This is a genomic window from Idiomarina rhizosphaerae, assembly GCF_024159085.1.
Classification (GTDB): Bacteria; Pseudomonadota; Gammaproteobacteria; order Enterobacterales; family Alteromonadaceae; genus Idiomarina; species Idiomarina rhizosphaerae.
On record NZ_JAMZDE010000007.1, the window covers coordinates 427,217 to 441,840 of the forward strand.

General features: G+C 47.0%; 14 protein-coding genes and 1 tRNA gene. 8 read left to right on the forward strand and 7 right to left on the reverse strand.

The genetic code is table 11. From position 1 onward, the window contains the following. The first annotated feature begins 14 nt into the window (after positions 1 to 14). The 8 genes from NJR55_RS09710 (at position 15) to bfr (NJR55_RS09745) (ending at position 7,968) form a co-directional block, all read left to right on the forward strand. Positions 15 to 1,643, forward strand: a complete 1,629-nt coding sequence (locus NJR55_RS09710; RefSeq protein ID WP_253619756.1) for an ABC transporter permease — start codon at positions 15 to 17, stop codon at positions 1,641 to 1,643. Continuing rightward, positions 1,644 to 2,702, forward strand: a complete 1,059-nt coding sequence (locus NJR55_RS09715; protein ID WP_253619757.1) for an ABC transporter ATP-binding protein — start codon at positions 1,644 to 1,646, stop codon at positions 2,700 to 2,702. 73 nt (positions 2,703 to 2,775) lie between these two features. Then, a complete protein-coding gene (locus NJR55_RS09720; protein ID WP_253619758.1) occupies positions 2,776 to 3,717 on the forward strand; it encodes a zinc transporter ZntB in 942 nt (313 codons plus the stop codon). A gap of 101 nt (positions 3,718 to 3,818) precedes the next feature. Continuing rightward, complete coding sequence (locus NJR55_RS09725) at positions 3,819 to 5,690, forward strand: acetate--CoA ligase (protein WP_253619759.1); 1,872 nt, start codon at positions 3,819 to 3,821, stop codon at positions 5,688 to 5,690. Positions 5,691 to 5,726: 36 nt separating this feature from the next. Beyond that, entirely contained in the window at positions 5,727 to 6,704 is a 978-nt protein-coding gene (locus NJR55_RS09730; protein ID WP_253619760.1) for a calcium/sodium antiporter, read from the forward strand. Between the two features lie 62 nt (positions 6,705 to 6,766). Further along, a complete protein-coding gene (locus NJR55_RS09735; protein ID WP_114981584.1) occupies positions 6,767 to 6,991 on the forward strand; it encodes a (2Fe-2S)-binding protein in 225 nt (74 codons plus the stop codon). Between the two features lie 33 nt (positions 6,992 to 7,024). Next, positions 7,025 to 7,501 carry a bacterioferritin gene (gene bfr, locus NJR55_RS09740; RefSeq protein WP_253619761.1) on the forward strand — a complete coding sequence of 159 codons (477 nt, stop codon included), beginning with the start codon at positions 7,025 to 7,027 and terminating at the stop codon, positions 7,499 to 7,501. Further along, positions 7,501 to 7,968, forward strand: coding sequence for a bacterioferritin (gene bfr, locus NJR55_RS09745; protein ID WP_011234318.1), 468 nt, complete (start codon positions 7,501 to 7,503; stop codon positions 7,966 to 7,968). The genes bfr (NJR55_RS09740) and bfr (NJR55_RS09745) overlap by 1 nt, the downstream gene beginning before the upstream one ends. A 233-nt stretch (positions 7,969 to 8,201) precedes the next feature. On the opposite strand, the gene NJR55_RS09750 is transcribed toward bfr (NJR55_RS09745), so the two are convergent. The 7 genes from NJR55_RS09750 to NJR55_RS09780 form a co-directional block, all read right to left on the reverse strand. Continuing rightward, a tRNA-Ser gene (locus NJR55_RS09750) sits at positions 8,202 to 8,289 on the reverse strand. Between the two features lie 142 nt (positions 8,290 to 8,431). Continuing rightward, positions 8,432 to 9,097 (reverse strand): hypothetical protein, encoded by a 666-nt coding sequence (locus NJR55_RS09755; RefSeq protein WP_253619762.1) that lies wholly within the window; start codon positions 9,095 to 9,097, stop codon positions 8,432 to 8,434. 146 nt (positions 9,098 to 9,243) lie between these two features. Beyond that, positions 9,244 to 9,588 carry a hypothetical protein gene (locus tag NJR55_RS09760; protein WP_253619763.1) on the reverse strand — a complete coding sequence of 115 codons (345 nt, stop codon included), beginning with the start codon at positions 9,586 to 9,588 and terminating at the stop codon, positions 9,244 to 9,246. A 294-nt stretch (positions 9,589 to 9,882) separates the two neighbouring features. Further along, positions 9,883 to 11,514, reverse strand: coding sequence for a methyl-accepting chemotaxis protein (locus NJR55_RS09765; RefSeq protein WP_253619764.1), 1,632 nt, complete (start codon positions 11,512 to 11,514; stop codon positions 9,883 to 9,885). A gap of 121 nt (positions 11,515 to 11,635) precedes the next feature. After that, on the reverse strand, positions 11,636 to 12,295 hold the full coding sequence (locus tag NJR55_RS09770; protein WP_253619765.1) for a gamma-glutamyl-gamma-aminobutyrate hydrolase family protein: 660 nt from the start codon (positions 12,293 to 12,295) through the stop codon (positions 11,636 to 11,638). After that, entirely contained in the window at positions 12,268 to 13,245 is a 978-nt protein-coding gene (locus NJR55_RS09775) for an amidoligase family protein (protein WP_253619766.1), read from the reverse strand. The genes NJR55_RS09770 and NJR55_RS09775 overlap by 28 nt, the downstream gene beginning before the upstream one ends. Next, positions 13,238 to 14,623: a M28 family metallopeptidase gene (locus NJR55_RS09780; RefSeq protein ID WP_253619767.1), complete on the reverse strand. Its 1,386-nt coding sequence runs from the start codon at positions 14,621 to 14,623 to the stop codon at positions 13,238 to 13,240. The genes NJR55_RS09775 and NJR55_RS09780 overlap by 8 nt, the downstream gene beginning before the upstream one ends. Position 14,624: the final 1 nt, after the last annotated feature.

The window sequence follows — 14,624 nt, forward strand, 5'->3', positions numbered from 1 at the left end:
CAGGAGATGCGTAAATGAACCGTGGCACGCTGTTGCTGTTTGCCGTCGCGGTCTTGATAGGGCTACCACTCATAGTGGTAGCTTTGTCGTTACTGAACCCTCAATGGGACACTCTGCAACATCTTTGGCAAACCGTAATACCGGAATACATCGGTCATTCAGTGATCTTATTATTCGCTGTCGGTACCGGTGTCACTTTGCTCGGGGTAAGTACTGCCTGGTGCATTAGTCAATACGATTTTCCCGGCTGGCGTTGGTTAAGCTGGGCGTTATTGCTGCCACTGGCTATGCCTGCCTACATTACAGCTTATACCTATACGAGCCTGCTCGATTATGCCGGACCAGTACAAGGTGTTATCCGGGACATTTTCTCAGTCAATATAGGTGAGTACTGGTTTCCGCAAATACGCAGCCTGAACGGTGCTATCTTTGTTCTTTGTATTGTTCTTTACCCCTATGTCTATCTTATTACCCGCTCCGCTTTCATGCAGCAATCGACAACCGCGTTTGAAAGTGCAAAAACTCTGGGCGCCAGCTCATTAAGAAGTTTCTGGAAAGTCGCTCTGCCACTGGCGCGGCCGGCTATAGCAACCGGCGTCACTTTGGCGTTAATGGAAACTCTGGCCGATTACGGCACCATGGAATACTTCGGCGTCACGGTATTTACCACAGGTATCTTCCGCACCTGGTATGGTATTGGTGATGCACAAGGAGCCCTGCAGCTATCGGCTTTACTGCTGGTATTCGTGATTATTTTGATAATGGTCGAGCGCTACTCAAGACGCCGCGCTCGTTTTTATCAGCAACGTTCTGCAACCAAACCTCCTCAGCGGCGACCACTAAGCGGCTGGCGAGCGGCTCTGGCTTCGCTGGTCTGCTGGCTACCAGTTGTGCTTGGCTTTGTTATACCAGCGACACAACTGCTCTTGTGGTCGGTTCAGAAATCTGAAATATGGCAACAAAGCGAATTCTGGATGCTAACCTTTAACACGCTTTGGTTGGGCTTATTAGCGGCATTAATTACTGTTACTCTGGCGTTATGGCTTGCTTATGGTCGCCGTCGCCACCCTACCCGACCTTTGCGCGCGGCTATCAGCCTGGCTGGCATGGGCTACGCTATTCCCGGTATTGTTATAGCGGTTGGATTGTTGTCACCTTTAGCCTGGCTCGATAATCAAATTATCGCTATCAGTGAATGGGTGTTTGACTTTAATCCCGGGTTATTATTTTCCGGTACCGTTATCGCGCTTTTGTTTGCCTACAGCGTTCGGTTTTTATCGGTGTCCTTGCAAACCGTTAACTCGGGCCTGGAACAAATTACACCGCAAATGGACGATACCGCACGCACACTGGGCGCCAGCGGTAAACGTATTTTATGGCGGGTTCACCTGCCGTTGCTCCGTAGCCCGTTATTGGCTGCGCTAATTTTAGTGCTGGTCGATGTCATGAAAGAGCTACCGGCCACGCTGGTGTTACGTCCGTTTGATTTTAACACTCTGGCGGTGCGCGCATTTGAAATGGCATCTGATGAACGTTTAGCCGATGCCGGGCCACCCGCATTGATGATTGTCGCAGTCGGGTTAATTCCGGTTATTATGCTGTCCCGGGCCTTACGCAGCAAAACACTGAAAGCAGGAGAGTAAATGAGCACATTACTGAATATTGACGCAGTCAGCATCCAGCTCTCCGGTGACCTCATCGTCGACAGACTGAGTTTGTCTCTGGAGCCAGGTGATATTGGCTGCCTGCTCGGCCCCAGCGGTTGTGGAAAAACCACTCTGCTGCGCGCTATAGCCGGATTTATTCCGGTTTCCGGCGGAAAAATTGAACTGCACGGAACAACTGTCTCATCCAGCCAGATGCAAATACCAACCGAGCACAGAGAAGTTGGTATGATGTTTCAGGATTTTTCGTTATTCCCCCACTTAACTGTGGCCGACAATATTCGTTTTGGCATTAATCGATTACCCAAAAAGCAGCAGGAAGAGCGAGTTAAGGAACTGCTGATCCGCATTGGTCTTAATGGCTATCAAAATCGCTACCCGCACGAGCTATCCGGAGGGCAGCAACAACGTATTGCTCTGGCTCGCGCTCTGGCTCCAAAACCTAAACTGATGCTGCTTGATGAGCCCTTCTCCAGTCTTGATGCCGAACTGCGCGAAGTGCTGGCTCATGACGTAAGACGATTGCTAAAAGAAGAAGGTATTACCGCCTTACTGGTTACTCATGATCAGCAGGAAGCCTTTGCCATGGCAGATAAATCGGGCGTGATGTATTCAGGTCAGCTACTGCAGTGGGAAACGCCTTATGCCCTTTATCATCAACCAACGCATCAACTGGTCGCCGACTTTATTGGCCGCGGCGTTTTGCTCAATGGCGAAATAAGAGAACATCAACTGCATTGCGCATTCGGAGTCATAGAGCACTCACAGTTGCACAACAAACCCGACATGAGTGTTAACTTTTTAGTGCGTCCCGATGACGTATTAATTAATAACGACAGCAGTATGCAGGCCATAGTAGTTGGCTGCGGTTTTCGTGGTTCTCATTACCTCTACACTCTGGAGCTGGCCGATACCAGTCACGTGCTGGCTGTAGGCCCTTCACATCAACCGTTAAAAACAGGCGAACAAATCGGGATTGATATCGACTTTGATCACTTAGTGGTATTCGACTCGTCTTTGTGCGAATTGCCCGACTAATTGATGCGTAAAACAAATGACAAGTTGAATGCCTCACTATAGACTTTGAATAATTGTCATATGTGAGGATTCTATGGATTTTTTAATTGACGCATGGGATTTCAGTCAACATCCCGCAAAGCAACTTCAGTCGCCATCGAGCGCCACAGAAAACACCTGGTTTCATTTTCAACGTGATGCCGAAGGGTTAACCGAATGGTTAACTCAAGCCGGTATACCAGAACCTCTGATTGATGCGGTACTGGAAGAAGACACCCGCCCTCGTTTTCAGCGTTTACCCGACGGTTTCATGCTGTTGCTACGAGGCGTTAATTTAAACACCGGCGAATCTCCCGAAGACATGCTTAGTCTGCGCTTACTCTATTATAAAGGCGCGCTGTACAGCTTTCGTAAACGTCCTTTTTTATCCATAGCAAAACTGCGTGAGCAACTTAGCCAGCAAATGGGGCCGGAGTCGTTACACGACTTTATCGTTGCCCTAATTGAGCAACTGAACTTACGAATTGAAGATGTGGTGTCCTCGGCAGAACAGCAACTGGAAGCCATTGAAGGTGAAGGCTTTGATAATACGGCATCGGTTCAGGTAAAACTCACGGCTTTACACCGTCGCCTGTTACGACTTAACCGCTTTATCCGCCCCCAGCTAGCCGCTTTAGAAAAACTCAGTACCGAAACCGAAAAGGTTATGAGCACGGAGTTACACCAATGGCTGATCAACGAGCGCGATACCACTCAGCGCTTATTCGAACAAATTGACCTGATGCTGGAGCAAGTTTGGATGCAGCGCGAGCAACTTCAGCAGGCCATAGCCGAAAAAATGAATCGCAACACTTATTGGCTTTCGGTCATTGCCGGAGTGTTTTTACCTCTAAGCTTTTTAACCGGTGTTTTCGGAATAAACATTGGCGGCATGCCAGGGGTAGAGAGTGAAGATGCGTTTATGATTTTCTGTGGTGCTCTGGTGGTTATCGCTATTGTCGAATTTCTGTTGTTGCGACGTCTCAGATTCTGGTAAACATGACTTATATCAAAGCTGTTTAGACCTAAGTCGAATAGGAAATTTAAGCCAACGGAATATGCTTAAAGGCTCTGCATAAAAGGATTTGAGGTAGTGCTATGCAAGCCTATAAAAACGTTTACTCCGAAGCCCAGCAAGATCCTGAAGGTTTTTGGCTGGAGCAAGCGCGTCGCTTAAATTGGTTCAAAACGCCTAACGTCGCTGCCCGGGTCAAAAAGAATGGACTGGCAGACTGGTTCCCGGATGGCGAAGTTAACATCAGCTACTTAGCACTCGATGCACAAATTGAGGCAGGACGCGGTGAGCAAGTCGCTTTGTATTACGACTCGCCGGTTACCGAAAGTAAAACCAGTTACACCTTTAATCAGTTACGGGAGCAAGTTGCCTGCTTTGCTCATGTGCTGAAGCAACAAGGCGTAGAAAAAGGCGACCGGGTTATTATTTATCTCCCTATGATACCGCAAGCCGCTATTGCAATGCTGGCCTGCGCCCGCATTGGAGCCATTCACTCCGTCGTTTTTGGTGGCTTTGCTGCGCACGAACTGGCTGTTCGTATCGACGACGCAGCTCCCAAACTCATTATCACCGCGTCTTGTGGTATTGAAGGTGCGAAAATTCTGCCCTACAAACCTATTGTCGATAAAGCTCTGGCTGAAGCGAGCTACAAACCGCGCACTATTGTCTATCAGCGCGAGCAGTGCCAGGCAGAAATGCAGGAAGGTCAGGACACCGACTGGGAACAGGCACTGACGACAGCAAGCCCTGTAGAAGCCGTTCCTCTACCTGCAACTCATCCTCTTTACATTCTTTATACCTCGGGCACCACAGGCAAGCCGAAAGGTGTTGTGCGCGACCACGGTGGTTATGCCGTTGCGCTGAATTTTTCCATGAATTACGTCTACGGACTAAAACCGGGAGAAGTCTTCTTCACAGCATCCGATGTAGGCTGGGTCGTTGGTCACTCATATATTGTTTATGGCCCGCTGCTCTTTGGCTGCAGCAGTGTGCTTTACGAAGGTAAGCCAGTTAATACACCAGACGCAGGCGCTTTCTGGCGTATCGTTCAGGACTATAACGTCAACGCCATCTTTTCTGCTCCGACGGCTTTCCGGGCAATAAAAAAAGAAGACCCTGAAGGCGAATTTATTCAGCGCTATAACTTAAGCTCGCTGAAACGCATTTATATGGCCGGAGAGCGTTTAGATCCGGCAACCTATGAATGGACAACAGAATTAACCGATTTGCCGGTTTACGATCACTGGTGGCAGACCGAGAGCGGTTGGCCAATGTGCGCTAACCCTGTCGGTATTGGAGCGGTAAAAGTGAAACCCGGCTCTTCTACCTTTCCGGTTCCCGGCTATGAAATTAGTGTACTGGATCCACTGGGGAAAAGTTTAGGCAGCAAAGAAGAAGGTGCAATTTGCGTACGCTTACCTTTACCTCCCGGATGTCTGACCACAGTATGGGGAGATGAGCAACGCCTGCACAGCAGTTATCTCAACGCCTTCCCGGGTTATTACTGCAGTGGCGACGGTGGGTACATCGACGAACAAGGCTATGTTTTTATCATGGGTCGTACAGACGATGTGATAAACGTTGCAGGCCATCGCTTATCCACCGGAGAAATGGAAGAAATTTTAGCAGCCCATAAAGACGTTGCAGAATGCGCAGTTGTCGCCCAACCCGATGAACTAAAAGGCGAGTTGCCGGTTGGCTTTGTTATTCTTAAAAACTCTTCCACTATTGCTCACGAGCAATTGCAACAGGAACTCATCCAGTCAATACGCGAAGAAATTGGCGCAATTGCCTGCCTGAAAACCCTGCACATTGTGCCCCGACTACCTAAAACACGGTCAGGAAAAATATTAAGACGCCTTATCCGACAGGTTCTGCAGCGCGAAGACGTAGCAGTCCCCTCTACTATTGACGACCCAACAAGTATTGATGCTATTAAGGAAACTCTGCGTTAAACTATCGCCCTTTCTTTTTAACAGGAACAGGGTGTTATGACGTTATCGATTGTTGCGGTCATTGTGGGTTTGGCTGTTTTGGTCTGGAGTGCAGACCGCTTTGTTGAAGGCGCAGCCGCAGTAGCAAAACACCTGGGCATGGCGCCGTTAGTTATCGGTATGGTCATTATTGGCTTTGGTACATCGGCGCCGGAAATGGTCGTATCGGCACTGGCATCAATGCAGGGTAACCCTGCGTTGGCACTGGGTAATGCTTATGGTTCGAATATAACCAACATAGCTTTGGTCTTAGGTATTACCGCTATGCTCGCTCCTATTGCGGTTAAATCTGTGGTTATACGTCGCGAAATGCCAGTTCTAATCGCCATAACCCTGTTAAGCGCTGTATTCCTGCTTGACTACCAAATCACCCGGCTGGAAGCCATTCTCTTACTGGTTGTTTTTGTCGCTTACATGGGTTGGTCAATCTGGGTAGGTTCAAAAAGCAGCGACGACAGCTTAGCGGCGGAATTCACCGAAGAACTGGACGCAAACCCTCTGCCAATGAAACCCGCCATTATTTGGCTTATTGTTGGCTTATTACTGCTAATTGTCAGTTCACGTGCTTTAGTCTGGGGTGCCGTGAACATTGCGGTGTCACTCGGCGTCAGTGATTTAGTCATAGGTTTGACTGTGGTCGCCATTGGTACCTCCTTACCCGAACTGGCTTCAGCTATTGCGGCAACCCGCAAGAATGAGCACGACCTGGCACTGGGAAATGTCATCGGCTCGAATATGTTTAACACATTGGCTGTCGTTGGTATTGCTGGCGTTATCGAGCCGGTTTCGCTGGAACCTCTAGTGCTAAGCCGGGACTGGGTTGCCATGGCCATACTGACATTACTGCTAATGGCCTTTGGTATTCGCAAAGCACGACAAGGTCGCATTAATCGCGTGCACGGTTTTATCTTTATCTGCCTGTACCTGCTCTATACCTTGTACTTATTGAAAACTGGCTTCATCTCCCTGCAATAAAACACTATTGCAAATCGTTCGCATTTAACATAGACTATCACTATCAAGTGAGGTGATAGTCTATGTATGTTTGTCTTTGTAAAGGTATTAACGATAAAGTCATCCATCAGGCCGTAGTTTCTGGTGAGGTGAACTCAATGCGAGACCTACGCCAACAATACGGTGTAGCCTCACAGTGCGGGTGCTGTAAAAACTGTGCCAAAGATGTTCTTCACGAAGCCCTCGAACAACGTTCCAATCAAGCAGGTAAAGAGACTCAACTTCCGGTTTCCGTATGCTACACTTAATTCATACCTAGTGAATTAAGGAGTAATACGGCTATGAAAGGTGATGCTAAAGTCATCCAGCAACTGAATAAAATACTGACGCTCAAACTTACCGCCATTAATCAGTACTTTCTTCATGCCCGCATGTATCGTAACTGGGGCTTCGAAAGTTTGAACAAGCCTGTTTATAAAGCCTCTATTAATGAAATGAAGCACGCCGATGTGCTTATAGAACGAATTTTATTTCTGGAAGGCATTCCTAATTTGCAGGAACTCGGTAAATTATACGTTGGTGAAGACCCAAGAGAAATGCTGGAAATGGACCACAAAGTCCAGTTTAACGACGTTACCGCAATACGCGAAGCCATAAAAGAGTGTGAGATACACAAAGACTATGTCAGCCGTAACGCATTACGCGATATTCTCGACTCGCAGGAAGAACATCTCGACTGGATTGAAACTCAAATTGATTTGATATCGCGCCTGGGTAACGAGGTCTATTTGCAAACAAAAATTCAAGGAGCTGAATAATGCGCAGAGATAACAATGTCGTTGAGCAACTAAATCGCCTGCTGGCCTTTGAACTCACGTCAATTGATCAGTACACCTCACATTCGCGTCAGTACGAAGATATGGGTTTAATGAAGCTTTATGAGCGAATTAACCATGAAATTGACGACGAACGCGGCCACGCAGACTTACTTATTCGCAGAATTTTATTTCTGGAAGGCAAACCTAACATGAGCAATCGCGAACCTCATACCATAGGTTCGGATGTCCGGGAAATGCTGGAGAATGATCTGAAGCTTGAGCATAACAACGCCAAAACATTGCGTGAAGTCATTGAATACTGCGAAGAAGTTGACGATTACGTTACTCGCGAAATGCTGGTCGGAATTTTAAAAGATACCGAAGAAGATCACGCGTACTGGCTGCAGATACAGCTGAACTTAATGGATCGACTGGGTGAGCAGCTTTATTTACAAAGCATGATGTAATCCAGTCTCCCTTTCTGCAGACACAAAAAAACCGCCTCAAGGGCGGTTTCTTTGTATCTGGCGGAGAGAGAGGGATTAACTCGGGCCTTCCATGGCCCTCGCCCGTTGGGCAGCGCTGAAGCGCTGTTCAAAACGGCTGTCCTGCCGTTTTGTCGAACCTATAGGGTTCTCATCAAGTCCTGCCCTATCAGCAGATACAAAAAAACCGCCTCAAGGGCGGTTTCTTTTGTATCTGGCGGAGAGAGAGGGATTCGAACCCTCGATACGTTGCCGTATACACACTTTCCAGGCGTGCTCCTTCAGCCACTCGGACACCTCTCCTCTACAAGCCGCGTATATTAAGGGAAAGAGGGAGGCTAGTCAATGACTTTACCAACACTATGATTGTTGATTAATAAGTGGTCACTGTACCACCCTTCTGTACCAATTAGAAAGTGAACTGTGTTAAGTTAGTTACTCGGCATCATAAAGAATCGAGCATTTCTCTGTACTTGTCTAAGCCCTCACCAAACTCTAGTCCTACTTCCACTTGAGTCACCTGATACTGCTTGTCTTCGAGATAATTTAAACTTTCGTTCAGCAACGACAACTGTTCTTGAATTACGTCTATCGAAAGTTTTGGGATGTACTTTGCTCTGTTCTTAAAAACTTTAAGGTCATTGTGAGCAATAACTTTATTGCGCCACTTTTTTAGCCCCGAACTGCTGAAAAAAGCTTCGCACTCCTTCAGGTTTGCATTTAACCAAGCTGAGCCTAACGGTTTTATCAATTCTTTAAAGGAAACGACCTGCTCTCCTTTCTTCGTCTTTCCATCTTTCATCGGAGAGTTGTCATGTACAAGTGCTGCATATCTGAGACAGATTTGCGTCAGCATAGAGCGTTCGACGATAAACATGACGGATTTGCCTAATTTATAAGAGTTATTTCGCGCTTGCACAGAGCCAAACATACCTTGATAGACTGTAAAGTCATGGCAAAGCTCAACTACTAGTTGTTTAAACGCTGCTAGTTTTTCTTGGTCTAAATCCTCTTTATTAAAATCAATCGAGGCGTGAGTATACAACTTACGAACAAACTCCGGTGCATCCTCGTCTGAGGGCAAACAAGTTCGGACTTTATCATCATGCATAACATATCCTTTTTCGTGATTGGGAAAGTCGTGATTAACATTCAGGATTATTTAGGTACAAAAATCTGAGGAGTCAAATCGACCAATAAGGAAGGCGAGTTCCCCCCGTGGATGGTCATACTGGCAACCTGAAGAGAGCATTTTCATCAACTCCCATCACGGTCGTAAGAGGACTTACAGCCTAAACAACGCCATTTAGGGCTGCGGTGAGCAGCGTGTATTGACTGAAGCCTTACCGCCTTGCCGTCAACATCGTAACAGCGTTGACAAAATCGACTGTCTTCGTCGTCAGTAAGCACATATGTATTACCATCAAAGTTCAATTTACCTTTGAACTTAATAGCGTCTTTCAGCTCTCTGATTTTCTCGGAGAGCCTCATATTAGACTCTCTCAGTGCGAAAGCCTCCTCTCGGAATTCGATTAGTTGTTGTCGTGTTTCGGCTGTAAGCCCTTTCTCAATCAACGATATAAACTCTTTATAGCCAATCATAATCAACTCCAAAACCATATTAAAAGTTAAATGTCAACGGGTAACAGTTGATATATTAACTGGTCGGATGAGTTGAGTCAAATAGCCAAATGCGCCTTTAAAGTACGTCTTAGTGAGACACAATCGTGAGTTATAAAACCTATTTCATAGAAGTTGGTACCGATGAGGAGACAGAACGAACTTAAGCACTCTAGATCCTATTGAGAAATAATTGAGGTAAAGGGTAAGTATCATGCTATTTGATCAAAAAAGCTGGCACTTAACCTAATAAGTACCAGCTTTTATAGTGAGCCATTAAGCAATTTTAAAGCGTTTCATGCCATTATTTAATCGTTTCGCCAGTTCGTTAAGCTCGCGGCTGGCTTCACTAATTTGCTCTGAGCCCGCTGCTGTTTGCTCAGCGGCCTGAGTAATGGATGTGAAGTTTTGGTTTATCTCTTCTGCTACGGCGGTTTGTTCTTCCGCTGCAGTCGCGATTTGTGCATTCATATCGCTCATTTTTGCAACCGAGCTATTCACGGCATGCAAAGACTTACCGGCGGAGCGCGCCTGTTCAACACTTTCTGCTGCTTTTTCTCTGCCTTTTTCCATAACGGTAACAGCGTCGTTGGCACTCACTCGCATGGTTTCAATTAAGCTTTGAATATTGCGGGTTGAGTCCTGAGTTCGGTTCGCCAGCGCGCGTACCTCATCAGCAACCACGGAGAAGCCGCGGCCATGTTCGCCGGCACGGGCAGCCTCAATTGCGGCATTCAACGCCAGTAAATTAGTCTGGTCAGCAATGCCTTCTATCACTTCCAGTACTTTATGAATTTCTGCGGTGTTATCAGATAACTGACCAATAACTTTTGACGCACCTTCAACCTGGTTTGCCAACTCTTCAATAGAGCGTATGGTCGCTTCAACTTCACGGCTACCACCAACCGTCTCTTTATCAGTGTCGTCCGCCAACTGAGCCGCCTGCTCTGTATGCTGAGCAACTTCTCGCACTGTCTGTGCCATCTGATGAATTGCCGTTGCACCCTGAGTGGTCTGCTCTTGCTGCTGAACCACCAATTGCTGGTTATCATTCGCTGTTTCAGAAAGCTCATTCGATGAGTTCAAAATTGTATCTGCCGAATCATTAACGTCCTGCAGAATCTCTCTAAGTTGACGAACCATGCGGTTAACGTCTGCCATCATGCTATCTTCGTAACGCGTTCGGGTTGAAACCGTTAAGTCACCGTCAGCAATGCGCTGCAATACCTCAGCCGCCTCTTCGGGCTCTCCACCTATGGTGTGAGTCAGCTTGGCGACTATCCGCCAGGCAGCTATACCACCCGTAATAATAGCGAAAGCAGTCACCCACCACATTAAAGTGGCAAAGTTTTCGCTACGGTCCATAACACCTTCGGTACCTGACGCTATGTTCTGCTCCTGATAATCGATGAAGGTATTAATCCGATTCAGCCATTCAGCGTAAACTGGAGAGAGCTCATTCAACACGTACTCCTGCGCCTGTTGTCGTTGACCTGAACTAAGCAAACGCTCTGTTTCATCGGCGGCGGCCAGTCCACGCACTTGTACGTCTTCAATAGCAGCCAATAATTCACGTTCTTTGCTGCTAACTAAAGTGCTGTCAGAAAAAATAGCTCTCATACCCTTATCTGCTGTGTTGTAATTCGCCTTTAAATCATCAATTAACTCAAGCAGCGGAGGGCGATCAGCGGCATCATCCACAAGTACTAAATCGCGCAGGGCAATAGCCCGATCATGGACACTGCCACGGTAATTAATAGCAAAGCGTTGTTTTTCACTTCCTACTTCATTCACTCTTGTTAGTGTTTTATCGATTTCGCTAACCTGATACGTACCGACAATGGTCGTTATAACAAGTAACAGCAGAATAAAGGCAAACCCCGCGTACAACCGATTTGCTATGGTCATGTAATGCTCCAGAAAGTGATGATGATATATTTATCTATGTAATTGAACGATTATACTAATAAGCTTCAAGGATGGATCAGAAAAATTGATATATTGACGACGGTATAATCGGAATGTTCAATTATTGTTTGATAAGCCAACGGAAAATTCTGAGCTGGCTGGGCACATAGAAAAGATACTCGGGATGCCACTGCACACCAATAATAGTTTGTTCGGTCTGGCCTTCAGAAGCTTGTAGGAAACCATCGAGATCCCAACCCACGGCAAGCATACCGACGCCGGTTTGCTTCACAATTTGTGAATGCAGGCTGTTAACTCTGAGTTTTTGTTTTTTACAAATTTTCGCTAACTGACTCCGGGGCTCAATAAACACCTGCTTAGTTGGTAGTAAACCGGGTCGATTATAGGTTAGCTGTCGTAGCTCCCTAATATTCTGATTAAGTTCTCCACCCAGCACCACATTAATCAATTGCGAACCACGACAAATACCTAACAGAGGCTTTTTTTCTTCCAATGCCCAACGTATCCAGGCAATTTCAAGCTCATCTCTGTCAGGATCGTACTCGCCGTCACGCTCAGGTGGTTGATTATACTCAGATGGACTAATGTCATCTCCGCCGCCAATAATAACGGCGTCGATGCCTTCGTGGTCACAGCGGTGTCTGACACTTGCGCGCACAGGCTTCGCACCCAGACACTTCAAAATAAGCCAGGTACACCACCAGGAAGGAGACCACCGTCTGGCGGTCCCGGTTACAACCACTCGCGGTCTGTGAGCCATTGCTGCAACCTTTCCTTCCAGTCTTTTTCTGAAACCCCTATTAACGGGCGCTCAGCATCAGTAAACGCTTGCTTCCAGTATTCTAAAGCCTGTTTATCATTCGCCAGAGCATCCACTATCCACCAAATTTCCCAAGGTTCAGTTAAATCCCAGCCCGGGTGTTCAAGCTGACAGTTCGGTAAACGATAATGAAATGTCGGGCGGGCTTTCACTTTATTATCTTCCACCGCTTTCTTAATTTTTTCTTCATTCAGAAAAGCAAACAGTGGCAACATATCCAGCGCCCGGTTGCGAGTGGCATTATGTTCCAGATAATCATTAATCAGTTGCTCCTGGCTTACTTCCTGCTGAGAAACCAGCAAACGGGTGTAGGCTTCAGGATATTTATCAATATAAGGACTCAGCTTTCGTGTTGTATCAACCCGGTGAGCTTCTACCAGCCACCATTGCAACAAAGAGAATGCCTGCAAATAACGCAGCAGGACATTTGGCTCTAACGACGGTACCTCGGGATTAATATGCACACCATAAGCCGCAATCCAGGATTCATCAGTGCCCTTCGCACCGGCTTCCCTTAACGCGTCAGTCAATGGAATTAACCGCTCACACTGTTCAAGGGTCAGTGGCGGGCAGACAATTTCAATGGGCACCAGGTTCTCAGCTATGCTGCCTAACTCGCGCACCCAGGCGGAGGTATCTCCGCCCTCTGCTTTGGCTTTTCGCTTTAAATAGTCCCAGTCTATCTCAACTTTAAATGAGCCCAGTTCATCGACTTCAACTTTCTGTTCGGCTTTAGATACAGCAACCCGTTCCCCCGACAACTGCTGTTGCAGAACTTCGACGGTTCTCTCCAGAGTTAAACCGCTAAACTCCAGTTCAAAACCGACTTTTCGGTCTTCACCTTCATAGTTCAGCGGCTCGGTTAATGCTTTAAACAACGTTTTACTCAATAGAAAATGTCCCCGCTGGTCCCGGAAATACAACTGGGCTTTCAAAACCATCGTTACTGACACTAGCTACACCAAAAATGTAATTATCGATCACCACATTCTCCAGTGTGTATTCGTTTACATTACCCACATAGCGGCTGAACTGCCACTGCGGAGCGCTGGTTAAGCGCCAGTAAACTTTATAGCCCGCAATATTTTCTTTATCTTCGGCCTGTGGTGTCCAGCTTAGGGTTGTATCCGGTTTTACCGCACCTTCTATTTCGACATTAGCCGGCGGCCGTGGTGCCCATGACATACTTGCCATGGAAACCGCGTTTAGCGCGGTGAGTTTAGCAGCGTAATCAAAGTCTACGCCATCGATGGTATCGCCATATTCAATGCCATCTTCCACGCGCAGATCCTGATGCTGACGATTATAGTTTTCGTTGGTTTCCATAATGCGGATACCGGCATAGCCTAAGTCATTAAAAGGTCTGTGATGCCCACCGCGACCAAAGCGATCTAAGCGATAAACAATCATAGTGTCTAAATTGTTGATGTAGCGATCAGCCACTGTATCAATATAGCGCGCTAAGTTACGCGAGGGAGAATCCACTTCGCCACCATAAAAACGACGCATGGTTGCCTCGCGGTCCGATTCATTCATGCGGGTGCCTTCAGCAAAAATACGTGCAGTAGTGTTATTAATGACCCCGTTAATACCTTCAATGTTACCAATCATGTCATTATTGAGCACAGCGGTCAGATGCCAGCCTTCTTCTTTGGCTTTTTCGGCCAGAATTTTCCCGCCAAACAGGCCTTGTTCTTCACCGGCCAGTGCCGCATAAACAATAGAACCGTCAAACTCGTACTGAGTTAACACTCGTGCTGCTTCTAACGCGCCAGCTACACCAGAAGCATTGTCGTTCGCACCAGGGGCATCGGAGGTATAATCCATAACATCGCTAACGCGCGAGTCGATGTCACCAGACATCATCACATAACGATTCGGGTCTGTTTTGCCACGCTGAATGGCAATAACACTTTTTACTTCCACAGGGTCGGGTATGCGCTTCTCTCCAGAGATAGTATCGCTGACATACATCACTTCAAGACAACCACCGCAAGCTTCAGATATGCGTTCAAACTCGGCAAAAATCCAACGCCGCGCAGCACCAATACCGCGAGTATCAGATTCCGTTTCTGACAAAGTATGTCGAGTACCAAAATCAACCAGAGTCTGAATATCGCTTTCAATCCGGTCTGCCTGGGTTGCGCCTGCTATTTCATGTAACTTTTCCTGCTCTTTATAGTCAATGCTATCCTGAGCCATAACACTTAGCGGAATGGCTAAGCCAACACTTACCGACAATAGTGAACTTGTCCACGATTTGAACATA

What these genes read in the sequence shown, in the direction of transcription:
- NJR55_RS09725 (WP_253619759.1), top strand. Translation starts at nt 3,819, where the DNA reads ATGCAAGCCTATAAAAACGTTTACTCCGAAGCCCAGCAAGATCCTGAA.
- NJR55_RS09755 (WP_253619762.1), bottom strand. Translation starts at nt 9,097, where the DNA reads ATGCATGATGATAAAGTCCGAACTTGTTTGCCCTCAGACGAGGATGCA.
- NJR55_RS09770 (WP_253619765.1), bottom strand. Translation starts at nt 12,295, where the DNA reads ATGGCTCACAGACCGCGAGTGGTTGTAACCGGGACCGCCAGACGGTGG.
- NJR55_RS09780 (WP_253619767.1), bottom strand. Translation starts at nt 14,623, where the DNA reads ATGTTCAAATCGTGGACAAGTTCACTATTGTCGGTAAGTGTTGGCTTA.
- bfr (WP_253619761.1), top strand. Translation starts at nt 7,025, where the DNA reads ATGAAAGGTGATGCTAAAGTCATCCAGCAACTGAATAAAATACTGACG.
- NJR55_RS09715 (WP_253619757.1), top strand. Translation starts at nt 1,644, where the DNA reads ATGAGCACATTACTGAATATTGACGCAGTCAGCATCCAGCTCTCCGGT.
- NJR55_RS09720 (WP_253619758.1), top strand. Translation starts at nt 2,776, where the DNA reads ATGGATTTTTTAATTGACGCATGGGATTTCAGTCAACATCCCGCAAAG.
- NJR55_RS09735 (WP_114981584.1), top strand. Translation starts at nt 6,767, where the DNA reads ATGTATGTTTGTCTTTGTAAAGGTATTAACGATAAAGTCATCCATCAG.
- NJR55_RS09765 (WP_253619764.1), bottom strand. Translation starts at nt 11,514, where the DNA reads ATGACCATAGCAAATCGGTTGTACGCGGGGTTTGCCTTTATTCTGCTG.
- NJR55_RS09730 (WP_253619760.1), top strand. Translation starts at nt 5,727, where the DNA reads ATGACGTTATCGATTGTTGCGGTCATTGTGGGTTTGGCTGTTTTGGTC.
- bfr (WP_011234318.1), top strand. Translation starts at nt 7,501, where the DNA reads ATGCGCAGAGATAACAATGTCGTTGAGCAACTAAATCGCCTGCTGGCC.
- NJR55_RS09710 (WP_253619756.1), top strand. Translation starts at nt 15, where the DNA reads ATGAACCGTGGCACGCTGTTGCTGTTTGCCGTCGCGGTCTTGATAGGG.
- NJR55_RS09760 (WP_253619763.1), bottom strand. Translation starts at nt 9,588, where the DNA reads ATGATTGGCTATAAAGAGTTTATATCGTTGATTGAGAAAGGGCTTACA.